Origin of the sequence: Guyparkeria sp. TX1, from assembly GCF_046523965.1 — a bacterium.
Lineage (GTDB): Bacteria > Pseudomonadota > Gammaproteobacteria > Halothiobacillales > Halothiobacillaceae > Guyparkeria.
The window spans coordinates 444,150-469,129 of the sequence record NZ_CP144142.1 but is presented as its reverse complement, the minus strand read 5'-3'; the positions used below and the strand labels follow the sequence as shown (position 1 = coordinate 469,129).

21 protein-coding genes are annotated in these 24,980 nt (G+C 65.6%); 14 read left to right on the top strand and 7 right to left on the bottom strand.

The genetic code is table 11. The features are described 5' to 3' along the window. The first annotated feature begins 18 nt into the window (after positions 1-18). Positions 19-525 (top strand): phosphohistidine phosphatase SixA, encoded by a 507-nt coding sequence (gene sixA / locus VWP12_RS02220; RefSeq protein ID WP_410474421.1) that lies wholly within the window; start codon positions 19-21, stop codon positions 523-525. Positions 526-588: 63 nt separating this feature from the next. Here sixA and VWP12_RS02215 read toward each other — a convergent pair whose 3' ends face one another. The 4 genes from VWP12_RS02215 to ppk1 all read right to left on the bottom strand — a co-directional run bounded on the left by VWP12_RS02215 (position 589) and on the right by ppk1 (position 6,017). Next, positions 589-1,944, bottom strand: a complete 1,356-nt coding sequence (locus tag VWP12_RS02215; protein WP_410474420.1) for a sigma-54-dependent transcriptional regulator — start codon at positions 1,942-1,944, stop codon at positions 589-591. Next, positions 1,941-3,569, bottom strand: a complete 1,629-nt coding sequence (locus VWP12_RS02210; protein ID WP_410474419.1) for a sensor histidine kinase — start codon at positions 3,567-3,569, stop codon at positions 1,941-1,943. Before VWP12_RS02210 ends, VWP12_RS02215 begins: the two co-directional genes overlap by 4 nt. Then, entirely contained in the window at positions 3,566-3,805 is a 240-nt protein-coding gene (locus tag VWP12_RS02205; protein ID WP_410474418.1) for a PP0621 family protein, read from the bottom strand. The genes VWP12_RS02210 and VWP12_RS02205 overlap by 4 nt, the downstream gene beginning before the upstream one ends. 136 nt (positions 3,806-3,941) lie before the next feature. Continuing rightward, positions 3,942-6,017: a polyphosphate kinase 1 gene (gene ppk1, locus VWP12_RS02200; protein ID WP_410474417.1), complete on the bottom strand. Its 2,076-nt coding sequence runs from the start codon at positions 6,015-6,017 to the stop codon at positions 3,942-3,944. Positions 6,018-6,188: 171 nt separating this feature from the next. Here ppk1 and phoU point away from each other — a divergent pair, with 171 nt between their 5' ends. Continuing rightward, a complete protein-coding gene (phoU, locus tag VWP12_RS02195) occupies positions 6,189-6,911 on the top strand; it encodes a phosphate signaling complex protein PhoU (protein WP_410474416.1) in 723 nt (240 codons plus the stop codon). 79 nt (positions 6,912-6,990) lie between these two features. Here the strand turns inward: phoU and VWP12_RS02190 are convergent, their stop codons facing one another. Continuing rightward, entirely contained in the window at positions 6,991-7,452 is a 462-nt protein-coding gene (locus tag VWP12_RS02190; protein ID WP_410474415.1) for a phosphate-starvation-inducible protein PsiE, read from the bottom strand. 103 nt (positions 7,453-7,555) lie between these two features. Here VWP12_RS02190 and VWP12_RS02185 point away from each other — a divergent pair, with 103 nt between their 5' ends. The 5 genes from VWP12_RS02185 to VWP12_RS02165 all read left to right on the top strand — a co-directional run bounded on the left by VWP12_RS02185 (position 7,556) and on the right by VWP12_RS02165 (position 11,351). Further along, positions 7,556-8,539 carry an aldo/keto reductase gene (locus VWP12_RS02185; RefSeq protein WP_410474414.1) on the top strand — a complete coding sequence of 328 codons (984 nt, stop codon included), beginning with the start codon at positions 7,556-7,558 and terminating at the stop codon, positions 8,537-8,539. Between the two features lie 187 nt (positions 8,540-8,726). Beyond that, entirely contained in the window at positions 8,727-9,725 is a 999-nt protein-coding gene (locus tag VWP12_RS02180; protein ID WP_240031397.1) for an MBL fold metallo-hydrolase, read from the top strand. Positions 9,726-9,932: 207 nt separating this feature from the next. Continuing rightward, on the top strand, positions 9,933-10,430 hold the full coding sequence (locus tag VWP12_RS02175; protein ID WP_410474413.1) for a hypothetical protein: 498 nt from the start codon (positions 9,933-9,935) through the stop codon (positions 10,428-10,430). Between the two features lie 6 nt (positions 10,431-10,436). Beyond that, positions 10,437-10,787: a TraR/DksA family transcriptional regulator gene (locus VWP12_RS02170; protein WP_410474412.1), complete on the top strand. Its 351-nt coding sequence runs from the start codon at positions 10,437-10,439 to the stop codon at positions 10,785-10,787. 21 nt (positions 10,788-10,808) lie between these two features. Next, complete coding sequence (locus tag VWP12_RS02165; protein WP_410474411.1) at positions 10,809-11,351, top strand: hypothetical protein; 543 nt, start codon at positions 10,809-10,811, stop codon at positions 11,349-11,351. A 299-nt stretch (positions 11,352-11,650) separates the two neighbouring features. On the opposite strand, the gene uvrA is transcribed toward VWP12_RS02165, so the two are convergent. Beyond that, positions 11,651-14,482: an excinuclease ABC subunit UvrA gene (uvrA, locus tag VWP12_RS02160; RefSeq protein ID WP_410474410.1), complete on the bottom strand. Its 2,832-nt coding sequence runs from the start codon at positions 14,480-14,482 to the stop codon at positions 11,651-11,653. Between the two features lie 227 nt (positions 14,483-14,709). Between uvrA and ssb the strand changes: the two genes are divergently transcribed. Continuing rightward, the gene (ssb, locus tag VWP12_RS02155; protein ID WP_410474409.1) at positions 14,710-15,267 is read left to right on the top strand and encodes a single-stranded DNA-binding protein; all 558 of its coding nucleotides are present in this window, start codon (positions 14,710-14,712) and stop codon (positions 15,265-15,267) included. A gap of 436 nt (positions 15,268-15,703) precedes the next feature. On the opposite strand, the gene VWP12_RS02150 is transcribed toward ssb, so the two are convergent. Continuing rightward, entirely contained in the window at positions 15,704-17,131 is a 1,428-nt protein-coding gene (locus tag VWP12_RS02150; RefSeq protein WP_410474408.1) for an MBL fold metallo-hydrolase, read from the bottom strand. A gap of 324 nt (positions 17,132-17,455) precedes the next feature. On the opposite strand from VWP12_RS02150, the gene doeB2 reads away from it, so the two are divergent. The 6 genes from doeB2 to VWP12_RS02120 all read left to right on the top strand — a co-directional run bounded on the left by doeB2 (position 17,456) and on the right by VWP12_RS02120 (position 24,574). Next, a complete protein-coding gene (gene doeB2, locus VWP12_RS02145; RefSeq protein WP_410474407.1) occupies positions 17,456-18,625 on the top strand; it encodes a N(2)-acetyl-L-2,4-diaminobutanoate deacetylase DoeB2 in 1,170 nt (389 codons plus the stop codon). Between the two features lie 111 nt (positions 18,626-18,736). Then, a complete protein-coding gene (locus tag VWP12_RS02140; protein ID WP_410474406.1) occupies positions 18,737-20,011 on the top strand; it encodes an aspartate aminotransferase family protein in 1,275 nt (424 codons plus the stop codon). Positions 20,012-20,014: 3 nt separating this feature from the next. Then, positions 20,015-21,325: an ectoine hydrolase gene (gene doeA, locus VWP12_RS02135; protein WP_410474405.1), complete on the top strand. Its 1,311-nt coding sequence runs from the start codon at positions 20,015-20,017 to the stop codon at positions 21,323-21,325. Then, positions 21,322-22,698: an NAD-dependent succinate-semialdehyde dehydrogenase gene (locus VWP12_RS02130; protein ID WP_410474404.1), complete on the top strand. Its 1,377-nt coding sequence runs from the start codon at positions 21,322-21,324 to the stop codon at positions 22,696-22,698. Before doeA ends, VWP12_RS02130 begins: the two co-directional genes overlap by 4 nt. A 185-nt stretch (positions 22,699-22,883) precedes the next feature. Beyond that, complete coding sequence (locus VWP12_RS02125; protein ID WP_410474403.1) at positions 22,884-23,351, top strand: Sbal_3080 family lipoprotein; 468 nt, start codon at positions 22,884-22,886, stop codon at positions 23,349-23,351. A 47-nt stretch (positions 23,352-23,398) separates the two neighbouring features. Then, positions 23,399-24,574, top strand: a complete 1,176-nt coding sequence (locus VWP12_RS02120) for a hypothetical protein (RefSeq protein WP_410474402.1) — start codon at positions 23,399-23,401, stop codon at positions 24,572-24,574. The last annotated feature ends 406 nt before the right edge of the window (positions 24,575-24,980 follow it).

The following is a 24,980-nucleotide window of genomic DNA, read 5'->3' as shown; positions in this document are numbered from 1 at the left end:
AAACCCGCGAGACCCATCATGGACCTGTTGATCATCCGACACGCCGCCGCTCAGGACCGCGAGGCCTTTGCCCGCGAGGGGCATCCCGATGCCGAGCGCCCGCTGACCAAGCGCGGTATCGAGCGCATGCAGATGGCGGCCCGCGGCCTGACCACCATGGCCTTGCCGATCGAACGCCTGGTGACCAGCCCGGCCGTGCGCGCCGTGCAGACCGCCGAGATCGTCGCGCCGGCTGTCGAGCAACGCCGGGTCGAGCAGGAGGGGGTGTTCGCCCCCGACGCCCCTATCGGGGCGGCGGTGGAGTGGTTGCGCAAGCAGCCCCGCGTGGAGGGCATGGCCGTGGTCGGGCACGAACCGAGCCTCGGGCAGCTGGCCGAATGCCTGCTCGCCGGGCGGCCGTCCGGCAACATGCCCATGAAAAAGGGCGGCATGATCCTGATTCGTTTCGACAACGCCGTCGGTTACGGCAATGGCAAGCTTGTCTGGGCCCTGCCGCCGGCCGTGTTGCGCGCGTTAGCGGATTGATCGAAGAAGTCAGCGGTTAGGCACTAGTCTTTCTGAAATCTGAGTTCTGATTTCTGCCGCCTTTTATTCCACTCCCCACTTCTGCAAGCGATAACGCAACTGGCGCAGGGTCATTCCCAGTCGGCGGGCGGCCTCGCTGCGATTCCAGCGGGTCTGCTGCAGGGCGGCAAGCACGTCGTGCTGTTCGTCGGTCTCCGGGATGAAGCCGGGGCAGGCACCCAGGGCCGAGCCGGGCTCCTCCTCGCCGGTCATCATCGGGTGCGGCGCGACGGCCTGATCGGTGATCCGCTCGCCGTCGGTCAGGGCCATGGCGCGTTCGAGCAGGTTTTCCAGTTCCCGCACGTTGCCCGGGAAGGGCTGGCTGGCCAGGGTCTGCAGCACGGCGGGATCGATGCCGGGCACCGGGCGCTGGTCACGTGCGGCCAGCCGGGCGACGATCGCCGAGGCGAGTGCCGGCAGGTCGTCGAGGCGTTCGCGCAGCGGCGGCACGCGCAGGCCGATCACGTTCAGGCGGAAGAACAGGTCCTGGCGGAATCGGCCATCGGTCACCGCCTGGTTGAGATCCTGGTGCGAGGCCGAGACGATCCGCACGTCGATGGGTACCTCCTCGGTGCCACCCACCGGCCGTACGCGACGCTCCTGCAGCACCCGCAGCAGGCTGACCTGCAGGGGCAGCGGCAGTTCGGCGATCTCGTCGAGAAACAGGGTGCCGCCCTCGGCCGCCCGGAACAGGCCGGGCTTGTCGCGGGTCGCGCCGGTGAACGATCCCTTGTGGTGGCCGAACAGTTCGGACTCGATCAGCTCGCCGGGGATCGCGCCGCAGTTGACCGGCACGAACGGGCCGCCCGCGCGGCTGCTGTGGTTGTGTATCTCGCGGGCGACCAGCTCCTTGCCGGTGCCGGACTCGCCCTGGATGAAGATCGGCGCCTGCGAGCGCGCCAGCCGGCCGATCATCTCGCGCAACTGGCGCATGGCGCGCGACTGGCCGATCAGGGGCGAGTCACCGCCATCCGTCTCGGCGGGGGCATTTGTCGTCGGTCGGCCGGGTTGCAGGTTGCGCGCGTCGCGCAGCAGGCGGCGCAGGGTGTCCTGCTCGATCGGCTTGTTGATGAAGTCGAAGGCCCCGGCCTTGAGCGCCCGGACGGCGGCCTCCACCTGGCCGTGGGCAGTGATCACCGCCACCGGCAGATCGGGACGCTGTTGGCGGATCTCGTCGACCAGGTCCAGCCCGTTGCCGTCGGGCAGACGCATGTCGGCGAGACACAGGTCGATCTCCTCGTTCGCCGCCAACCGCTCGCGGGCCTCGGCCAGGTCGGCGGCCTCGAGGGTGGTGACCCCTTCGCGCTTCATGAACAGGGCGACCAGCGTGCGGATGTCCGGCTCGTCGTCCACGATCAGGCAGTACGCCATCGTCTTCATTCCCTTGCTTGTGTCGTTGCCGTCTCGATCGCCTCGTCCGCCGCCGCCGGCAGGCACAGGCGGAAGCAGTTGCCCGTCTGCCGGGACGCATCAGGTTCCTCGAGAACCAGTTCGCCGCGATTGGCCAGTGCCAGCTCGCGCGAAACGAACAGTCCTAGCCCCGTTCCCTGCGAATGCGTGGTGAAGAACGGTTCGAACAGGGCGCTACGGTCCTCGGCCGCAATGCGTGGGCCGTTGTCGCATACCCGGATCTGCCAGCCGCCGCGCGTTGCTGCGTCGAGGCGCAGGCGGAGCCTGAGTCGCCCGTCGTCGGGCCGAGCATGGCGTTCGGCATTGTCACAGAGATTGTCGATGACCTGCCAGAGGTGGGTCGTGTCTACCCGGGAAAATGCCGGTTCGATCGGGGCGGTGAGCGCCATCACATATGGCTTGCCGGCCGTTTTCCAGGCCTGGCGACGGGTCTCGGCGAATCGCTCCAGCCAGTCTCCCAGCTCGACGTTCTGGGCGTTGACCGCCGGTGAACGGGCCGCGCCGAGCACGTCCTCGACCAGTCGATTGATGCGGTCGCTGTGGCGCGTGATGATCTCGGTCAGCTGCGCGCGCTCTTCCGGGGTATCGGATTCCGGCAGCAGTTCGGCGGCCTGGCGGATCGAGGACAGCGGGTTTCTCACCTCGTGGGCGATCGAGGCGATCAGCCGGCCCAGCGCGGCGAGCTTGTCGCGCCGTACCCGTTCGTCCTCGGCCGACAGGTCCAGCAACACGATCAGGGCACGTGGACCCAGCGCGGTCTCGATGCGGTGGAACTGCGCGCGCAGTCGGCGTGGTTGGTCGAAGTCCTGCTGTTGGCCGCCGTTGCCGGCGTGCCAGGCCCGCAGGGCATCGCAGACCCCGGGGTGAAGGTCCGGCAGGCGGTGGTCGTCCGCCAGGTCGGCCGCGCCGCGCTCGCCGAGCATCTGGCGGGCGGCGGCGTTGATGTACTCGATCCTTCCGTCGGGGTCTGAAACGATAATGCCGTTGTCGGTTTGTTCGATGACCCGCAGGGCGAGTTCCGAGAGGTAGCGCACCTCGCGTTCGCGGGCGTGGCTCTGGTGCTCCCAGAGCGCGGCGCGACGCTCGAAGGCGATCACCAGCACGGTGATCAGCAGCAGCGCGGCACCCAGAAAGCCGGAGTTGGTCAGGTGGTTGGCATCCGTCTGCGTCCACGAGGCGTAGATCGCCTCACCGAGGACCAGCAGCACGCCGATCGCCGCGTAGCCGATCGCCGCCCGTCCGCCATGCAACACCGCCGCGATGCCGATGGCGATCACCAGCGCCAGCGCGATCGGGCCTTCCGGCCCGCCCGAGGCGTGTGCAATCAGCATCAGGCAGGCGAGATCGCCCGCGGTGTGCAGGTGGGCCTGCGGGCGGAACGGCAGGATGCGCAGTTCCAGCAGCCATTCGAAGGCCATGGCCAGGAACAGGTAGGCCCAGGCGGTGACCATGAACAGCGAGGCATTGGCTTGGCCGAAGACCGCCGGGCCGCGATCGGTCAGTGCCGCGGCGGTCAGGGCGAGGGCCAGCAGCAGACGATAGGCGTTGGCGAGCCGCAGCCCGCGCCAGTTCTCCGTGCCGGCCGGCTGGATCATCCCTGCTCCCGGTGCCACGCTTCGGCATGCTCCCAGCTGCAGAAGTCCTGCCCGTCGCGCCGCACCGCCTTGTCCTCGGGCACGAACACCCCGCAGTGGGCGCAGCGCACGGACTCCAGCGAGCGGGTCTGGGGCGAATCGTCCTGTTGTTCCGCACGCAGACGATTGGCCTGACGGATGGCGAAGAACAGCCCGATGACCAGGGCGATGATGAGCCAGAACAGCAGCTTGAGCATGGGCGGACGGTTACCGTGATCGGGATGACGACGGCCGACAGTATCGCATGCCGACCGGCAGTCCGGCCGGCATGCGGGGAGCGGGGCGGTCAGCCGGTTGGCGCGCGGCCGGCCAGCGGCAGCCGCGTCGATTTGTTCAGTGCTTGCCCAGATCGGTGATCAGCGATTGCTGGGCATTGAACGGTTTCTCGCCCTTGGCCGGCGTGATGCGGCGGTACTCGCCGGCCGCGGTGAGTTCCCAGGCGCCGGTGTTGTCGGCGAGATACCGGTCGAACGCCTCGTCGATCACCCGGGCGCGGATTTCCGGCGTCTCGACGGGGAAGGCGGTCTCCACCCGGGCAAAGAAGTTGCGGGGCATCCAGTCGGCGCTCGAGAGGAACAGTTCCTCCTCGCCGTCGTTGTGGAAATAGAAGACGCGCGGATGCTCGAGGAACCGACCCATCACCGAGCGGATATGGATGTTCTCGGACACGCCCGGGATGCCCGGCTTGAGGCAGCAGACCCCGCGGACGATCAGTTCGATCCTTACCCCGGCCTGGGAGGCCTCGTAGAGCGCCTCGATCACGCGTTTCTCGATCAGGGCGTTCATCTTGGCGCGGATGCGCGCCGGCCGGCCGTTGCGGGCGTGCGCCGTTTCACGGCGGATGCGCTCGAGCATGCCGTCGTGCAGGGTGAACGGCGACTGCAGCAGGCGCTTGAGCCGGATGCCGCGGCCCAGGCCGGTCAGCTGCATGAACAGCTTGTTGACGTCCTCGCCGACGAAGCGGTCGTCGGTCATCAGGCCGAAATCGGTGTACAGCCGCGCGGTGCCCGGGTGATAGTTGCCGGTGCCCAGGTGCACGAAGCGCTTAAGGCGGTTGCCGTCGCGACGGACCACCAGCGCCATCTTGGCGTGGGTCTTGTAGCCGACGATGCCGTAAGCGACGTAGGCACCGGCCTTCTGCAGCCTCGTCGTGATGTTGATGTTCGCCTCTTCGTCGAAGCGCGCCCGCAGCTCGACCACCGCGGTGACCTCCTTGCCGGTGCGCGCGGCCGCCTCGAGGGCGTCGACGATGGCGGAGTCCTTGCCGGTGCGGTAGAGCGTCATCTTGATCGCCACCACCCGCGGGTCGGTGGCCGCCTGGCGGATGAATTCCACCACCGGCATGAATGACTGGTAGGGGTGGTGCAGCAGCACGCTGCCCTGCTGCTCGATGGTCTCGAAGATGTTGCGGTCCGGGTCGAAGTCCGCCTCGAGGCGCGGCGTGAATGGTGGGTCCTTGAGCTCGGGGCGGTCGATCAGGCCGGGCAGCGCCATCAGCCGGTGCAGGTTGACCGGGCCGTGGACCTGGAACACCTGGCGGTCGTCGAGGGCGAAACGCTCGCAGAGAAAGTCGATCATGTCCGCCGGGCAGTTGTCGGCCACCTCGAGGCGCAGGGCATCGCCGTAGTTGCGTTCGAACAGGCCGCCCTGCAGGGTCTGCAACAGGTCGTCATCGTCGTCGACGTCCACGGACAGATCGCTGTTGCGGGTGACGCGGAACTGGTAGCAGCCGGTGACGGTCATGCCGGGGAACAGCTCGTGGACGTGGGCGTGGATGACCGAACTGAGGAACACGAAGCCGGCCGGTCCGCCGGCGGCGTCCTCGTCCATCTGGATGATGCGCGGCAGGGCGCGCGGGGCCTGCACGATCGCCAGCCACGCCTCGCGGCCGAAGTCGTCGTTGCCCTCCAGCGAGACGATGAAGTTGAGCGACTTGTTGAGAATCCGCGGGAAGGGATGCGACGGGTCCAGGCCCAGCGGCGTCAGCAGCGGCAGCAGCTCGCGGCGGAAGTACTGCTTGACCCACAGCGCCTGCGCCTCGGTCCAGTGCGTGCGGCGCAGGAAGTGGATGTTCTCCTTGGCCAGCGCCGGGATGACCTCGCGGTTGAGCGTCTCGTACTGGTCGTGGACCAGGGCGTGCGCCTGCTCGAGCACGAGATCCAGCTGTGTCTGCGGGGAAAGCCCTGCGTCGTCCGGGCGGCTGATGCCGGCGCGAATCTGCTGGGTGAGCGTGCCGACGCGCACCTCGAAGAATTCGTCGAGGTTCGACGAGGAGATGCAGAGGAACTTGAGTCGCTCGAGCAGCGGCACGTTGCGGTCCTGCGCCATTTCGAGCACGCGTCGGTTGAAACCGAGCAGGCTCAGCTCGCGATTGATGAACGGCAGAGGGTTCTCGTCGGTGCTTGTCATTATTTCGCAACGTAAAGTCGGTTAGAGTACGCGTATTTGGGCGGCCAGCCCCCGTGTCATGCGGGTCGTCCAGTCTGCCCGCCGGGCATGACAGGCATGTTAAGCCCTGATGCCACGAGTAAACCCTAGCAACCGGGTCGAGACAAGCCGTCTTAAGGAGATTCCGAGCAAATGAGCGACAAAGACACGCCCAACCTCACGCCGCACACCCTGACCCGTTACGACGACGATCTCGGCGCGCTGCGTTCGCTGCTGATGAACATGGGCGGCGTGGCCGAACAGCATTTCGACGACGCGCTGGCCTACCTGCTCGACGGGGACGCTGAACGCGGCCACGTGGCCATGGAACAGGACTACGAGATCGACCGCCTCGAGACCTCCATCGACGAGCTGGCGATCCACATCATCGCCCGCTACGCGCCCACCGCCAGCGACCTGCGCGCCATCATGGCGATCGTCAAGGCGATCACCGATCTCGAGCGCATCGGCGACAAGTCCGAGAAGCTCGCGCGCATTGCCGAGGAAGTCGGGCCGACGCTGCAACAGACGGCGTTCTCCACCCACTTCCGCGTGATGGGCCGGATCGTCAAGGGCATGCTCCACGACGCGCTCGACGCCTTCGTTCGCCAGGATTGCGTCGCCGCCGAGGAGATCATTCGCCGCGACACGCACGTCAACCACGAGTACAACGCCGTCCACGAGGTGCTGCTCGATTACATGGCGAACAACCCGCAGAACGTCGATCTCAGCCTGCGGATGCTCTACTGCATGCGCGCGATCGAGCGCATCGGCGATCACTGCGCCAACATCGCCGAGTACGTCATCTTTCAGCAGCGCGGCGTGGGCGTCTGCCGGCAGAGCCGCGGAGACGACAAGGAACGCACGCAGATCTAGCACGTAGATTCAAAAGCGTGCCAGCCCGCGCGACGGGCGGGAACGAGACGGGCCGGCATCATGCCGGCCCGTTTTGCGTTCAGCTGCCGTCGTGCTCTACACCCCGTCGCCGCGAGTCGTCGACGTCGCCGGTGATGGTGTCTGCCTCGTTTTCCGGGTAGGGCAGCTTGAGGTGCCCGTAGCGCAACAGCAGCACCGTGCCGGCCAGGATCAGCATGGTCGCGCCGACCGCGAGCATCTTCCAGGCCTCGAGGTCCTTGACCTCCAGCACCAGGAAGCGGGCTAGCGCGATGATGCCGATGTAGATCGGGAAACGGATCGGCAGCCGCCCGGTCTGCAGGTAGGCGCCGATCATCGCCAGCACCTCGAGGTAGAGGAACAGGAGCAGCAAGTCGGCGAGCGTGACGCGCCGCGCCTCGATCATCTCGGCGATGTCCTGCCCGGCAGCGACGAAGGTGGCGATCAGGATCACCACCAGGCCGACGAGCTCCAGGCCACGAACGACGCGGTGTACCGGTGGACCCAGACGAAATTGCTGCATGCTAGCCTCTCCATTTGATGCCGGGCCGTCGTGTCGGCCCGTCGTTGTCTTTTGCCTACTGTATATCCCTTCTTGACCATTCAGCCACGAGAGATCGTTCACCATGCCGGAGAAGCGATTGACCCTTCCCCGACCCCGCGTCGGCCTGGGGCTGGCCGCCCTCGGCCGCCCCGGCTACATCAACCTCGGCCACGGCGAGGACATGCCCGACGGTCGCGACGTCGAGGCCATGCGCGCGCACTGTCACGCCATGCTCGAGAGCGCCTGGCGGCATGGCCTCCGCTACGTCGATGCCGCGCGCTCCTACGGCCGGGCCGAGGCGTTCCTGGGTGACTGGTTGGCCCATCGGTCGGCCGACGAGCGTCCCACGGTGGGCTCGAAATGGGGCTACACCTACACCGCCGGCTGGCAGGTAGATGCCGAAGTCCACGAGGTCAAGGAGCACAGCCTCGAGGTGCTCGACCGCCAGTGGGACGAAACCGTGGAGGCGCTCGGCTTTGCGCCCGCGCTCTACCAGATTCACTCGGCCACGCTCGACTCCGGTGTGCTGGAGAACGGGTCGGTGCTCGAGGGTTTGGGCGAACTGCGCGACCAGGGTGTGGCCATCGGCCTGACCACCAGCGGCGCGGCGCAGGCCGAGACCCTGGCCCGGGCGATGGAGGTCGAGATCGACGGCCGGCCCCTGTTCGACGCCGTGCAGGCGACCGCCAACCTGCTCGAACCGTCGGTGCTGGGCCAGCTCGAACAGGCCTCCCAGGCCGGCATGGCCGTGATCATCAAGGAGGCGGTCGCCAACGGTCGATTGACCGCGCGCAACGACCGGCCGGAGGACGCGGGCGTGATGGACGCGCTGGATGCCGTGGCCGGACGGCACGGGGTTGGCCGTGACGCAATGGCAATCGGCTGGCTGCTGGATCAGGCATGCGTGGACATGGTGCTCTCCGGCGCCGGTAACGAGGCACAGCTGGCGTCCAACCTCGGGGCGCTGGACGTCACCCTCGCGCCGGTGGACCGAGAGGCGTTGGCTTCGCTTGCCGAGCGTCCCGCGTCGTACTGGGCGACGCGCGGCGGACTAGACTGGAACTAGCCCCCAGACATTTCAGCCTGAATCGATCAACTGGTTGATTGAATGCTGATTAACGTATGTTCTTTCGAATCAAAAACCCGAATGGTTCGCGGGGTTGTTTTCTCGCGTGAACGGCGAGATGGTTAGCTCGCTAATAGATAAACCCAAAATGCTTGTGGGTATTGCCCAAGGCAAGGAGTGGAACCGTATGTTGACCGAATGGATGAGAGGCACGCGCAACCTGGCCGGCAGTGCGCTTTTGGCGATGGCGACCACCGGCCTGGTCGCCGGTCCGGCGATGGCCGAAGATGACAATCCGCCCGACAAGGCGCCGGATTCGATGCTCTATGACATGCCGCAGAAGGTCACCGATGACGTCTGGTCGGCGATCGGTGCGACCCAGCCCTACACCTACGAGAACTCGCTGCATAACAACAACCTCTCGTTCGTGATCGGCGAGGATGCGGTGCTGGTCATGAATGCCGGCGCCTCCTACCAGCTCGCCGAGGCCCTGCACGAGGAAATCAAGAAGCGCACCGACGTACCGGTCAAGTACGTGGTCAACGAGAACGGTCAGCTGCACTCGTCCCTGGCGACCGGCTACTGGATTGACCAGGGGGCGGAGGTTATCGCCCACGTCGATGCCGCCGAGTACTACGACAGCCACAAGGCCGACTACCTCGACACGCTCAAGCGCATCGCCGAGGAAAAGGCCGAAGGCACCGACGAGGCGGTCTCCGTCAGCCGCACCTTCGAGGACCGCATTGAACTCGACCTGGGTGGCATGACCGCCGAGGTGATCTACTTCGGCGAGGCCCATTCCCCGGGCGATATCTCGGTGGTCATCCCCGAACGTGACGTGGTGATCGCCGGCGACATGGCCTTCAACATCCGCATGCTGCCGATCTTCGAGTACACCGACACGGCCGCCTGGTTGGAGACATGGCCGAAGTTCGTCGAGGTCGCCGAGGGCAAGACCATCATCCCGGGCCACGGTGGGCCGACCGACATGGAAACGGTCCAGCACTACACCGCTGACTACCTTACGTTCCTGCGCACCGAGATCGGCAAGATCATCGACGAGGGTGGCAGCCTGCAGGATGCCTACGAGCTCGACCAGAGCCAGTTCTCGCACTGGCACACTTACGACGAACTCGCCGGCCAGAACGCCGGGCGCGTCTTCCAGAAGATGGAATTCGAGTTCTGATCGACTGACGAGTCACCGTTCCGTCAGGCCGCCCCGGAGCAATCCGCGGGCGGTTTTTTTGTGCCCGCCTGTGGGGGTTGGTCGAATCGGATCGCGTGACTCTCCACCGACAGGCCCGCGCCGACCGAAAATCAATTGCTTGCATTGCCGCCCCGATCGGCTTTACTGGTTGAACGTGTCGCCATTGAGTACAAGGAGGAAGGGGTCATGCGCCGATTGATGCTGGGCCTGATGTTCATGTTGCTGCCGGGACTGGCGGTCGCCAATGACGTGCCGCGGCCGGACGACTCGCGTGCCCTGCAGGGGCTCGAGGAGGCGCGCATCCTCTGGGACGTGACGGCATCCGACCCGGGTGCCCTGCTCGCGCGGCTGGGCGTGATCGAACAGACCTACCGGGATCTCGAGCGCCAGGGCGTCATGCCACGCATGGTGTTCGGCTTTCGTGGCGGATCGGTTCGATTGCTGACCCGTGATGCCCCGGACCGGAACATCGAGCACGCCCAGACGATTCTGCAGATCCACTCGAAGCTCGCCGAGCTGCACGCCCTGGCGGGTGTCGAGCGCATGGAGGTCTGCTCGATCGCCAGTCGCCGCTCGGGTATCACCCAGGCCGACCTGGTCGAGCCGCTGGTCGAGGTGGGCAACACCTTCGTCACCGCCGCGGCCTACGCCCAGCGGGGCTACGCCAAGATCAAGATCGACTGACCGCCCGTGGATGACGCGCTGCGCGAGGCACTCCGCGCCCAGTTGCTCGAGAGGCGCGAATCGCTGCGAGAACTGCTGAGCGGCAGTGACGAATCCACCGAGCGGGTGGAAATCGACAGCGCGTGCCAGAGCAAGGAGAGTCAGCTGTCGCGCATCGAGTCAGCGCAGGTTCGGGAGATGGCTCGGGCGCTCCGCGCCCGTTGGAAACGCGAACTCGGCCGCGTCGACGGCGCCCTGCGGCGGATGGAAAACGACGAGTACGGCGACTGTTTCGTCTGCGGGGAACCCATTCCCGTCCGTCGACTCCAAAACGATCCCAGCGTAACGCGCTGCGTCGAGTGCGCCGAGAGTGAATAACAACCAATCAGGAGAGATCCTATGAAGCGCATGAACACCCTGTTGGCTGGAGCCATTGCCGTAACGCTGTCCCAGTCCGTGCTGGCGGAAAACGCGCCGGAAGGGCTGTATTCGATGGATGCCCTGATCGGGGCGGACGTCTTTCTGGCCGCCGATCGCAATCGCGAGGTGGGCGAGGTCGAGGACGTCCTGGTGGCCGAGAACATGAAGGTCCACGGTCTGGTAATCGAGCTCGACGATGCCATCGATGGCGTGAGTGGCGACGATTACCGATTCGTCGAGGTGCAGCAGTTCTCGGTGGCGACCCGCTCCGGCGACCGACTTGATCGCGTTTCCTACGCGGTGTTCCTCAACGACGACCTCGACCAGGTGCGCGACTACCCCCGCGTCGACAACGACTGGTGGGCCCAGACCAAGGAAGCCGCTGCCGACATCTGGTCAAGCACCAAGTCCGGCGCATCCAGCGCCTGGCAGGCGACCAAGGACACCACCTCCAACGTCATCGACAAGACCAAGGAAAAGACCCGCGACGTGCTCGAGAGCCTGCAACGTACGTTGGAGTAACGATTACATGTGGGAACGAGCCTCGCTCGCGAAACGCGCCGGTGGCGCGTGTCGGGGATTTGAGTAATCCCGCCCGAGTGCACCTGCTGGCACCGCCGTTTGGCGGGACAGCCGCTGACGCGGCTTTCGCGGGCAAGGCCCGCTCCCACAATCGGGTGCTCGGGGCACATGCCCCTGTAGGTCGGGCTTCAGCCCGACGTCGGCCACAGGGCCGACTTCCCCCTGTGGCGGTCAGGCCGAAGCATCCAGCCTGTAAGGGATTGTCGGGCTAAAGCCCGACCTACACGGGCGGGGGCTGGCTACGCCTTCGCCGGTGCCAGCATCCGCTTGAGGTAATACCCGGTGTACGAGCCCTCGACCTCGGCGACCTGCTCGGGCGTGCCCGAGGCGATGATGCGCCCGCCGCCGGAGCCGCCCTCCGGTCCCAGGTCGACGATCCAGTCGGCCGTCTTGATCACGTCGAGGTTGTGCTCGATCACGATCACGGTGTTGCCGTGGTCGCGCAGGCGGTAGAGCACACGGAGGAGTTGCGCGACGTCCTCGAAGTGCAGGCCGGTGGTCGGCTCGTCGAGGATGTAGAGCGTGTGGCCGGTATCGCGCTTGGCCAGTTCCCGCGAGAGCTTGACCCGCTGGGCCTCGCCGCCGGAGAGCGTGGTGGCGTTCTGCCCCAGCTTCACATAGCCCAGGCCGACGTCCATCAGGGTGGTCAGCTTGCGGTGCAGGCTGGGCACCGCCTCGAAGAACTCGGCCGCCTCCTCGATGGTCATCTCCAGCACGTCCGTGATGGTCTTGCCCTTGTAGTGGATGTCGAGCGTCTCGCGGTTGTAGCGTGACCCGCCACAGACATCACAGGGCACGTAGACGTCCGGTAGGAAGTGCATCTCGACCTTGATCACCCCGTCGCCCTGACAGGCCTCGCAGCGCCCCCCCTTGACGTTGAAGGAGAACCGCCCCGGCGTGTAGCCGCGCGAGCGGGCCTCCTGCGTGCCGGCGAACAACTCGCGGATGGTGGTGAACAGGCCGGTGTAGGTCGCCGGGTTCGAGCGTGGCGTGCGCCCGATCGGTGACTGGTCGATGTCGATGACCTTGTCGAGCTGGTCGAGCCCGTGGATGTTCTTGTACGGCGCGGCGGTCGCGCTGGCGCGGTTGAGCTGGTGGGCGCTGATCTTGAACAGGGTGTCGTTGATCAGCGTCGACTTGCCCGAGCCGGACACGCCGGTGATGCAGGTGAACAACCCCAGAGGGATGTGCAACGGATCACCCTGCAGGTTGTGCCCGGTCGCTCCCTCCAGCGTCAGCATCTTCTCGGCATCGGCGCGATTGCGCTTTGGCACCTCGATCTCCCGCTTGCCGGATAAGTACTGGCCGGTGAGCGAGTCCTTGTTGGCCTCGATCTGCTTGGGCGTGCCCTGCGCGACCACCTGGCCGCCGTGCGCACCGGCCCCGGGGCCGATGTCGAGCACGAAATCCGCGGCGCGGATGGCGTCCTCGTCGTGCTCGACCACGATCACCGTGTTGCCCAGGTCCCGCAGGTGGGTGAGCGTGCCCAGCAGGCGGTCGTTATCGCGCTGGTGCAGGCCGATCGACGGCTCGTCGAGGATGTAGGACACGCCCACCAGCCCCGAGCCGATCTGGCTCGCCAGCCGAATGCGCTGGGCCTCGCCGCCCGAGAGCGTCTCGGCGCTGCGATCCAGCGACAGGTAGTTTAGGCCGACGTCGTTCAGGAACTTCAGCCGCGAGCGGATCTCGCGCACGATCGGCGTGGCGATCTCGCCGCGCGCCCCTTCCAGTTCCAGCTCGGCGAAGAAGGCGGCCGAGTGGCCGATCGACCAGCGGGTGATCGTCGGCAGGTTGTGCCCCTCGATGAACACGTGCCGCGCGGCGCGGTTCAGGCGGGTGCCATGACAGCTCGGGCAGGCCTGCTCGGAGATGTAGCGCGCCAGTTCCTCGCGTACCGCTTGAGACTCGGTCTCACGGTAGCGGCGCGACATGTTGGGCAGCACGCCCTCCCAGGGGTGCGTGCGCTCCTTGGAGCGCCCGCGTGGCGCGATGTAGGTGAAGGCAATCTTCTCCTTGCCCGAGCCGTGCAGGATGATCTCGCGCAGGTCCTCGGGCAGTTCCTCCCACGGCGTCTCCAGGTCGAAGCCGTAGTGACGTGCCAGCGAGGAGAGCAGCGCGTGGTAGTAGGCGTTGCGCCGGTCCCAGCCGCGCACCGCGCCGGCGGCCAGCGACAACTCCGGGTTGATGATTACCTTCTGCGGGTCGAAGAACTGCTTCACGCCCAGCCCGTCGCAGCTGGGGCAGGCGCCGACCGGGTTGTTGAAGGAGAACAGTCGCGGCTCGAGCTCGCCGAGCGAGTAGCCGCACTTGGGACAGGCGTGCTTGGAGGAGAAGACGTGCTCCTCGTCGGAATCCATGGATACGACCATCGCCTGGCCGTCGGCCAGCCGCAGGGCCGTCTCGAAGGATTCGGCCAGCCGCAATTGGAGGTCGTCGCGCACCTTGAAGCGGTCGACCACCACCTCGATGTTGTTCTTGGTCTTGGGATCGAGGGCCGGGATCTCGTCGATCTCGTAGACCGTGCCGTTGATGCGCACCCGCAGAAAGCCCTGCGACTGCCACTCCTGGAACAGCTTGTGGTGCTCGCCCTTGCGGTTCTCGATCACCGGCGCGAGCAGCAGCCACTTCGAGCCCTCGGGCAGGTCCATCACGTGGTCGACCATCTGCGAGACCGTCTGCGCGGTCAGGTCGATGTCGTGCTCCGGGCACCGCGGGATGCCGGCGCGGGCATACAGCAGGCGCAGGTAGTCGTAGATCTCGGTGACCGTGCCCACCGTCGAGCGCGGGTTGTGCGAGGTGGTCTTCTGCTCGATCGAGATCGCTGGCGACAGCCCCTCGATGGTGTCGACGTCCGGCTTGTCCATCATCGACAGGAACTGGCGCGCGTAGGCCGACAGCGACTCCACGTAGCGCCGCTGGCCCTCGGCGAAGATCGTGTCGAAGGCGAGCGACGACTTGCCCGACCCCGACAGCCCGGTGAAGACGATCAGCTTCTCGCGGGGCAGGTCGACATCGATGTTCTTGAGGTTGTGCGTGCGGGCACCGCGAATGCGGATAAACGGATCGGCCATGGTGTGCGATTGTCGCTCGATTGAATGGACATCGCTCGCGGCGAAGAGGCGTGCTCCCCGCCGCGAACGGAACCGGTCATTGTAGTCCAAAGGGCGCCGATCTCCTTGACCCGCCAAGCGGTTAGGCGAATCACCAAGGCGAGTGGTGCCCCTCTTCCCCGATGCTTTATAGTGTTGGTTTGGCCGGCGACTCGACCGGTCCGGCAGGAACCAGAAGGAGTGTGAATATGGCGAGCCGCGGTGTGAACAAGGCAATCATCATCGGCAATCTCGGGGTCGACCCGGACGTGCGCTACCTGCCGTCCGGCGGCCAGGTCACCAACATCCGCGTGGCCACCTCCGAGCAGTGGCGCGACAAGACCACGGGTGAGAACCGCGAGAACACCGAGTGGCACCGTATCGTCTTCTTCGGCAAGCTCGCCGAGATCGCCGGCGAATACCTGAAGAAGGGCAGCCAGGTCTACATCGAAGGCCGCCTGCAGACCCGCAAGTGGCAGGGCCAGGACGGCCAGGACCGCTACACCACCGAGATCGTCGCCAACGAGATGCAGATGCTCGGCGGCCGTCCGGGTGCCGGTGGCGGCCAGGGCGGCGGCTACGGCGGTGGTCAGGCCAGCCAGGGTGGCTATGGCGGCGGTTACGGCGGTGGCGCCGCGGCCGGTGCCGGCGCGGGTTACGGCGGCGGCCAGTCCGACTACGGCGCACCGCCCCCGCCGCCGAGCCAGGACCAGCGCCCGGCTAAGTCGATCGACGACGGCTTCGGTGAGGACGATATTCCGTTCTAGGAGTCACGTCACTCAATAGTGTTGCAAACTCAACCCAACCCCTTGCTTGTCAAGGGGTTTTGTTTTTGGGGCGCGTATCCTTTTGGGGCTTGTTGCCCGGTTTTCGCGCGCTAATTGAGCCTGTTGGCTTCGCCATACTGTTGAGGTGCGCGCGAGTCCCTTTTCTTGCTTGTCCAAGAAAAGGGACGAAAAGAAGGACACCCCGGCGCCTTGGTCCTGCGGACTTCCCTTCCGGCTGGTGCATCGCTGTCGGGCACGGTTCGACGCGACGTCGTGTCGCGGCGAACCTCGGGCCGGCGTCCCTGCCGTCCCGTCCCGGCGATGCACCCCCCGGAAGGCAAGGCGCAAGGGGTAAGCGCACCACCTCTCGGTGGCGCGCAAACAAAAAACCCCGCTCTTTCGGAGCGGGGTTTTGTCGTTGCAGGCTGGCGGATGATCAGTCCTTGGCGACCACCGGCAGGCCGGCCTCTTCCCAGGCGTCCATGCCGCCCATGAGGTTGGCGACGTTGGTGTAGCCGGCGCGCCGCAGCAGGCTGGCGGCGACGGTCGAGCGCATGCCCGAGCCGCAGACCAGCGTGATCGGCGCATCCTTGCCCACGCCGTCGAGCCCGTCGCGGGCGTCGTGGGCCGGGGTATGGCGCGCACCCAGCGCGTGGCCCTCGTCCCATTCGTTGGTCTCGCGCACGTCCCAGAGGGTGCGGCGGTCGTGGTCGAGATCGGTCTTGGCGGTCTCGGCGTCGACCAGCGGGATGTTCTCGAACGCCTCGCCGGCCTTGAGCCAGGCATCGAAGCCGCCGTCGAAGAAACCGACCACCTTGTCCTGGCCGACGCGCACCAGCGCGCGGATCGCCTCGCTGATCAGCTCGTCGTCGCCGTCGTGGTCGACCAGGATCAGCGGCTTGTCCGGCGGGGCGATCCAGCCGGCCCAGGTGCTGAGGTTGTCGCCGAACTCGATGCCCAGCGAGCCCTTGATGTGCGCGGCGTTGAAGGCCAGCCGGTCACGGATGTCGATGACCACCGCGCCGGCGTCGATCTGGGCCTTGAGATCGTCGATGTCGAACACCTCGATCTCCTCGGCCAGCAGGTCGACCATGCCCTGCACCGGCTTGGGGCCCTCGGAGTTGGTGACCTTGTTGCGCGGGTAGAAGTCCGGCGCCGGTGGCAGGTTGCCGAGCAGCGTGTCGATGAACTCGTCTTCCGTCAGTGACGGGTCGAGCAGCGGGTTGGCGGCGCGCTCGTAGCCCAGCGTCGAGACGGTGCGCCCCGACATGCCGGCACCACAGGCCGAGCCCGCGCCGTGCCCCGGGCGGATCTCGAGCCCGTCGGGCAGGCCGTGGAGCTTCTCGCGCACGCTGTGGAACGCCTGCTTGGCCAGCCCGCGGGTGGCTTCCTCGCCGAGCAGATCCGGGCGCCCGAGGCTGCCGACGAACAGGAAGTCACCGGTCAGGGCGACGGCCGGGACGTCCGGCGAGCGGGCGCCATCGTAGACCAGGAATGAGATGTGCTCCGGGGTGTGGCCCGGCGTGTGCAGCGCCTCGATGCGGACGTTGCCCATCTGCACCGAGTCGCCTTCCTGCATCGGCAGGTGGTCGAAGCCCACCTCGAAGACCTCGTTGTCGTCGTAGGCCGACAGGTGCAGCTTCGCGCCGGTCACCTCGGCCAGTTCGCGCGCGCCGGAGGCGTAATCAGCGTGGATGTGGGTGTCCATGACGTGCCGGATCACGTACCCCTCTTCCTCGGCGAAATCGAGGTAGATGTCGATGTCGCGGCGCGGGTCGACGATCGCCAGCTCCTTGCTCTGCTGGCAGCCCACGGCGTAGCTCAGTTGTGACAGGCCAGTCTCTTCGAACGCTTCGAACAGCATGGATACTCCCCAGGAATGAAAGTGAATAAGCGTGGCTTGGGAATCTATCAGATATTCTGTTGACTGACGTTCGGACCTAGGGATGGGCCAAGAGTTTCTCAACCCCCGGCCGTCATTTTTGCCAATCGGTGTGGCCTCGCCGGGCGTGTATCCGGCTGGCGTGGTGCTGGCGCCACAGTGGGGCAAGCGGCTTGTTGCGTCCGGGCCAACACCTGTGCTTAGCTCGAAGCCATCGGGTCGCCCGTTTCCCTTTGGTGGATGCGCCCCGTTATCCGCTTGAACCACCCGCGCCCGGCTCGTGCCGGTCGCCGACAGGAGGCCCCGGTGCCCTCGATCTGGACCGACATCGCCACCCAGGCCACCGCCTTTCGTCGCCGCCTGCACCAGGCCCCGGAACTGACCTGGCAGGAGCACGCCACCGCCGGGGCGATCCGGACGGAGCTCGATCACCTCGGTATCCCGTGGCGGGCTTGTGCGGGTACCGGCACGGTGGGGCGGCTGGCCCCCGAGGCGCGCGGCCGGCATATCGCCCTGCGCGCCGACATCGATGCCCTGCCCATCGACGAGATCACCGGCGCCGAGTGGGCCTCCGGCACGCCGGGCATCATGCATGCCTGCGGTCACGACGGGCACACCGCCACGCTGCTGGCGGTCGCCCGCTGGCTCAAGACCTGTGAGGACCACCTGCCCGGCCCGGTCACGCTATTGTTCCAGCCGGCCGAGGAAGGCGGGCACGGCGCGCGCGAGATGATCCGAGACGGTGCGCTCGAGGGCGTGGACTGGGTATTCGGCTGGCACAACTGGCCGGCGATTCCCTTCGGCCAGGCCGTCTGCCCCGACGGCCCGGTGATGGGCGCGAACGGCACCTTCGAGATCCGGCTGACCGGCAGCGGTGGTCACGCCAGCCAGCCCGAGGCCTGCCGCGACCCGGTGCTCGCCGGCTCCGCGCTGGTGCAATCCATCCAGCAGATCGTCTCGCGCCGGCTGGCGCCGCAGACTGCCGCGGTGGTCAGCGTCACCACCTTCGAGGCGGGCGGGGCGATCACGGCCATCCCCGACACCGCCCGCCTGGCCGGTTCCGTGCGTGTCGAGCGTACCGACCAGCGCGACGCGGTGGCCGAGCATCTCGACCAGATCGCTCGCGATACCGCGGCGGCCTACGGCGTCGAGGCACGCTTTACCTTCACTCCCCGTTACCACGCCACCGTCAACCACCCGGAGGCGGCCGCGCACTACCGCGGCGCGCTGGCACGCACCCTGGGTGTCGACTGGCGAGATACCACCCTGCCGGTGCCGATCATGGCGTCGGAGGATTTCAGCTACTACCTTCGGGAAGTCCCCGGCGCCTTCGCCCTGATCGGCGCCGATGACGGGCAGGGGCATCACGAGCCCTGTCACAGCCCGCGCTACGACTTCAACGACCGGCTGATCGACCCGGTGGGGCGCATCTTCGCCGACCTGGTCGGCGCCCCGGTCGAGACCGCGGCGGACTGAACGACGACAGGCCTGGCCTGTCGACCGACATACGTGCCGGACGAACCGGTACACAGGCCCGTCGCCCGGCGGTGGGCCCGATTACACCCGCAACCAGGGGAGATAGCGTCAATGCACATGCAGGTGTTCGAGCAGTGGGAATCCGAGATCCGCGCGTACTGCCGTGCCGCACCCACCGTCTTTCATTCGGCGAGCAACGCCCGCCAGACCGACGAGCAGGGCCGAAGTTATCTCGATTTCTATGCGGGCGCGGGGGTGCTGAACTTCGGGCACAACGACCCGAAGATGAAGGACGCGCTGATCGACTACATCCAGAACGACGGTGTCGCCCACAGCCTGGACATGTACACCACCGCCAAGCGCGCCTTCATCACCAAGTTCGTCGAGACGATCCTAAAGCCGCGCGACATGGACTACCGGCTGCAGTTCGTCGGCCCGACCGGCACCAACGCCGTCGAGGCGGCGCTCAAGCTGGCGCGCCGCGTCACCGGCCGGCAGCAGGTGGTCTCCTTTCACCACGCCTTCCACGGCATGACGCTGGGCGCGCTGGCCGCGACCACCAACGCGCACTTCCGCAACGCCGCCGGTGTCCCACTGGATAACGTCGTCCACCAGGCGTTCGGCTGCGAGACCCAGTGCCCCAACTGCACGCTGGGTTGCGGCATGCCCTCGCTCGAGCGCCTGCGCGACATCTATGCCGACCCGTCTTCCGGCTATGCCCCGCCGGCGGCGTTCCTGGTGGAAACCGTCCAGGCCGAGGGTGGCGTGCGTGTTGCCTCCGAGGAATGGCTCAAGGGCATCCAGGACCTGGCCCGCGAGACCGGCGCGTTGTTCATCGTCGATGACATCCAGATGGGTTCCGGGCGCACCGGCTCGTACTTCAGCTTCGACGACATGGACCTCGACCCGGACATCATCACCCTGGCCAAGGGGCTTGGCGGCTTCGGCACGCCCATCGCCATGAACCTCAACAAGCCTGAGCACGACAAGCACTGGGCGCCGGGCGAGCACACCGGCACCTTCCGCGGGCAGGACCTGTCGTTCATCGCCGGCACCGTGGCGCTGGGCTACTTCGACGATCCGGCCTTCATGCAGGAGACCCGCCGCAAGGGCGAGGTGATCCGAAAGCGTCTGGAGAAGATTGCGGAAAAGTACCCGCGCTTTGCCGTGCGTGGTCGCGGCATGATGCAGGCGCTGGATTTCATCGACGGTGATCTCTCCAAGCGCGTCGCGCGCGAATGCTTCGATCGCGGCCTGCTGGCGGCGGTCTGCGGCTCGAAGGGGCAGGTGATCAAGCTGATCCCGCCGCTGACCATTCCCGACGACGACCTCGAGGAAGGGCTGAATCTCTTCGAGCAGGCCGTCGATGCACAGGTGGAGGGCTGAACCATGCGCCAACGCGACGACATGACCTTCCCGATGGAAGAGTACGAGCGCCGGCTCGGCGAACTGCGCTTGCGCATGGCCGAGCGGCTGCTCGACGCGGTGATCATCACCGACCCCGAGAACCTGATGTACCTCACCGACTACCAGACCACGGGGTACTCGTTCTTCCAGGCGCTGGTGGTGCCGCTCGACGACAAGCCGTTCATGATCACGCGGACGATGGAGGAATCCAACGTCCACGCACGGACCTGGGTGGAGATCACCCGGCCGTACCCGGATACCGGTGACGCCATCCAGATGCTGGTTTCCTCGTTGAAGGAATTCGGGCTGGCGAACAAGTACATCGGCTACGAGCGCAACAGCTACTTCTTCCCCGCCTACCAGCAGGATGCACTGCACACCACGCTGACCGGAGCGAAGCTCTTGGACTGCTTCGGCATCGTCGAGTGCGGCCGGCGCACCAAGTCCAAGCACGAGATCGAGATCATGCGCCGCGCCGCCATCGCCACCGAGGCGGGCATGAAGGCGGGGCTGGAGGCCTGCATGGCCGGCGTGACCGAGAACGAGATCGGCGCGGAGATCAGCGCCGGCATGTTCCGTGCCGGTGGCGAGCCGCCCGCGGTGATGCCCTACGTCACCTCCGGTCCGCGCACCATGATCGGCCACGCCACCTGGGAGGGCCGCGTGGTCAAGCCGGGTGAGCACGTCTTCATCGAGGTAGGGGGCTGCTATCGCCGTTACCACACCGCGATGATGCGCACCGCCGTGCTGGGCGAGCCCACCGAGCTGATGTGGAAGGCGCAGGAGCGCATGAAAGAGGCACTCGAACGCGTCAAGGCACTGATCCGCCCGGGCGTGACCGTCTCCGATGCCGACAACCTGGTCCGCTCGATCATGACCGTCGACGATGCCCACGGGAAGCTGATCACCCGCTCGGGCTATTCCATCGGCATCGCCTTCCCGCCCAGCTGGGACGAGGGCTACATCCTCAGCCTGATGCACGGGGACAAGACCGTACTGCGCGAGGGCATGACCTTCCACATCATCCCCTGGGCCTGGGGCGTTGACGGTGACAAGACCTGCGGCATCTCCGACACCATCTACATCACCAAGGATGGCTGCGAGTCGTTCTTCACCCTGGATCAGGATTTCACCGTCAAGCGCGAGGAGGCCAAGCGCGAGATCCCGGACGAGCCCCCGGTGATCGAGCTGCTCGCCGCCGAGAGCGGGAAGCGGGAGGAGAAGTCCAAGTCCCACGGCAAGCACGACCACAAGCAATCCCCGAAGCAATCCAAGGAGTCTCGCGCCTCATGAGCCAGACCGTCATCAACCCGACCACGGGCAAGCAATTGCACGAATTCCCGGTGATGGACCCGGCCCAGCGCGACGCGGTGCTCGAGCGTTCCGACGTCGCCTATCGCGACTGGCGCAAGACCAGCTTTGCCGAGCGCGCCGGCCTGCTGCGGCGCGTGGCACAGGTGATGCGCGAGGACCGCGAGCGGCTGGCGCTGCTGATGACCGACGAGATGGGCAAGCCCATCCGAGAGGCGCGCGGCGAGGTCGATAAGGCTGCCTGGTGCGCCGAGCACTACGCCGATCACGCCGAGGAATATCTCGCTAGCGAGATGCTCGGTTCGGACGCCACGGTCAGCTACGTGCAGTACCTGCCGATCGGCACGGTGCTGGGCATCCTGCCGTGGAACGCGCCGTTCTGGCTCGCCTTCCGCTTCGCCGCGCCGGCGCTGATGGCCGGCAACACCTGCGTGATGAAGCACGACGCGCACGTGCCGGCCTGCGCGGCGGGCATCGCCGAGTCCTTCGAGAAGGCGGGCTTCCCGCAGGGCGTGTTCCAGAACCTGCCGCTGGAGACCGACGACATCCAGGGCGCGATCGAGACCGAGTGCGTGCGCGCCGTCTCCTTCACCGGCTCCGACCGCGCCGGCTCGATCGTCGCGGCCACCGCCGCCCGGCAGATCAAGCCCGCCGTGCTGGAACTGGGCGGGTCCGACCCGGTGATCGTGCTGGCGGACGCCGATCTCGAGGCCGCCGCCGACACCGTGGTGCTCTCGCGGATCATCAACGCCGGGCAGTCCTGCATCGCGGCCAAGCGCATCATCATCGAGGAGCCGATCTACGAGCGCTTCCTCGACATGATGAAAACCCGTCTCGAAAAACTGACCATGGGCGACCCGCGCGAGGAATCCACCGACGTCGGCCCCATCGCCCGCGCGGACCTGCGCGAGGGTCTGCATCGTCAGGTGCAGGCTTCGGTGGAGGCCGGCGCGCGCTGCCTGATGGGCGGCGAGATGCCCGAGGGCGATGGTTTCTTCTACCCCGTCACCTTCTTGGCCGATGTCGACGACTCGATGGTCGCCTTCTGCGAGGAGACCTTCGGCCCGATCGCCGTGGCCATGTCCGCGCGCGACGCCGACGAGGCGCTAGAGTTGGCCAACAGCACCAAGTACGGGTTGGGTGCCGCGGTCTGGACGGCGGACACCGCTCGTGCCATCCACATGGCCCGCGACATCGAGGCCGGCCAGGTGTCGATCAACGGCATCGTCAAGACCGACCCGCGCCTGCCCAGCGGCGGCGTCAAGCGCTCCGGCTACGGCCGCGAACTCGGTCCGCACGGGATCAAGATGTTCGTCAATGCCCAGCAGGTCTGGGTGGGGCCGAAGACAGGCTAGCCTAAAGCTGACAGCGACAAGCTCGCAGCGAGGCCAGCGCGCCGAGTGGGGATGACCCCGCCGGCCGCTGGCCTTTTGTTTGTGTGCTCGATCAAGCCGGGAGCGCATGACGCCACGTAAACATGCGACCATGCGAATTCGGGGTGCAACGCCCCGCAGGGAATAACAATGACCAAGGAGGTCTCATGTCACCACAAGCGAAACTCATTGCCGGCCTCGGCCTGTTGCTCGGGCTGAGCGGCTGCTCCATCACCCAGAATGTCGAGCCGGTCGCCGACAACGACATCGAACGCATCTGCGTCGAACACAATCCCGATGTCCTGATGGACGGCTTCGAGCCGGCCGTCTGCGAGTTGATCGAGGAACAGGGGCTGTATACCGAGGTGTACCAGGGCGAGCGGCCGGTCGGTTGCTCCCACTACCTCGAGTACACCGCCAACTGGCGCTGGGACATGGCGATGTACCTGTCCTATGCCGACCTCAAGGTATTTGGCCAGGATGGGCTTGAGGGGCGTGCGACCTACGATGCTCGGAATGGGGGTGGGCGCATGGACAAGTTTGGGCCGACTCGGAGCAAGATTGAGCCGTTGATTGGGGAGCTGTTCTCCGGTGATGGCGACGTCCGACCGGGTGCGAAGACAGACGCTGAGTAAACACAAGGCGGATAAAAGCTTTCTTCTTAGGTAAGCAGGAGAGACGTATGGATATGAAATGTAGGTCTTTATGGGCGCCTCTTCTGCTGCTGGCCATGTTCTTCTTTGGGAGCGTGAGGGTCGCTTGGGCAACGGAAAATATGGCAACTGTCAGCTTGCCAAAAGGCGTTTCGATTCAAATGCAGGAAAAATGGGTTGTTTTGTCTGGCGGCCAAAGAATTAAGCTCGACGAGTTTGTGAAATCGGGATTGAATTTGTCTGGAATAAGGCATGCTCGATCTAAACTTCCGTTTGCAGCCAACTATCTAAATGACCGTAGCAGGACTGTAGGTATTTTGAATGTTCGCTACTACCCGCAGCTTGATCTGTCTCAACAGGATGCACGCAGCGCTACTAATCATGATGTGTTGGCGCTAGATGCGGCCCTGAAAGAGAATATTGCCAAGGAAATGAAAGCCTTCGGCATGTCAGTAACGTCGTGGACGGGTACTAAGAAAAAAGAAATTAATGGCATAACTGTATTTGTTACTGAGTATAGTCGGGCATCTGCCAATGGGCCGGGCAACTTCAGAGTAAGGTTGATTCGAGTCTTTGCTGGCGATGGATCTTTCACGTTGACGGTGTCGTATTTGGATCGTGCCGCTAAGTTAATGCGACCAATGACGAATCGAATAGTTGATTCTCTGGAAGTTTCTGATATATCTGTTAGCGAAAATTTAGAAGACAAATCACGGTCAACAGGGGCTTCGGGGCTGTGGTCAAGTGAAAGTGGCCGCTATGCAGCGATGTTCCCCAGCCCGCCTAAAAGGGTTGGGGCGGCCACGGGGGTGGTTGAGGGCTATTCGTATCAAAGTGCGAAAAGGTTCAATAACGGGGGCGCCTTGTACGCCATCACGATCATTCCCTTGCCCGAAGGAATTAATGATGCCAACTCCAAAATGTTTGTGGAGAAATCAAATGACGCGTTTGTTCAGGCGATGGGCCAAAATCCTGGCGACGCCAAAGCAAGCTGGCGTGGGTTTGGAGATAGTCGGGAGAGGCTTGACTATGATTTTCGATTTTTGTTTAGCGGGGTGCCGTTTAAAGGCCGTGGTTTCTGGCTTGTGGATCGAGAGAATTACATAAGGGTTTCAGTTTCTTTTTCAGAGTCTCTGTCGTCAAAAAATAAGGATCGAGTGCTTTCGTTTCTAGATAGCTTCGTGCTTGTTACAAAGCCGGATTGACGTCAACCCAAAGGCAAGTAAACCTTCGCTTTGGCCCTGCGGGCTTTCGTCCCGCCCGGGCTGCCGCGGACGGGGCCGGTTCGCCGTCCACGCGTAAAAGGGGTCAGAACCCTTATTGATCAATTGAGTTTTCGCACGCTTGACCTGCTGTGCATCTTGACTGGGCCTTGCTGCCAAGCGCGCGAGGCCCTTTCTCTTGCTTGCCCAAGAGAAAGGGCCCAAAGAGAAGGGCACCCCTCGCCTTGGCCCTGCGGGCTTCCCTCCCGTCCGGGGTGCCGCGGACGGGTCGGGTCGACGCGACGTCCTGTCGCGGCGAACCTCAGCGCCACGTCCTTGTGGCGCTGACCCTGCGGCACCCCGGCCGCTCGGCAAGGGCGAAGGGGGGTGGGTGGCTGATGATTCGTTG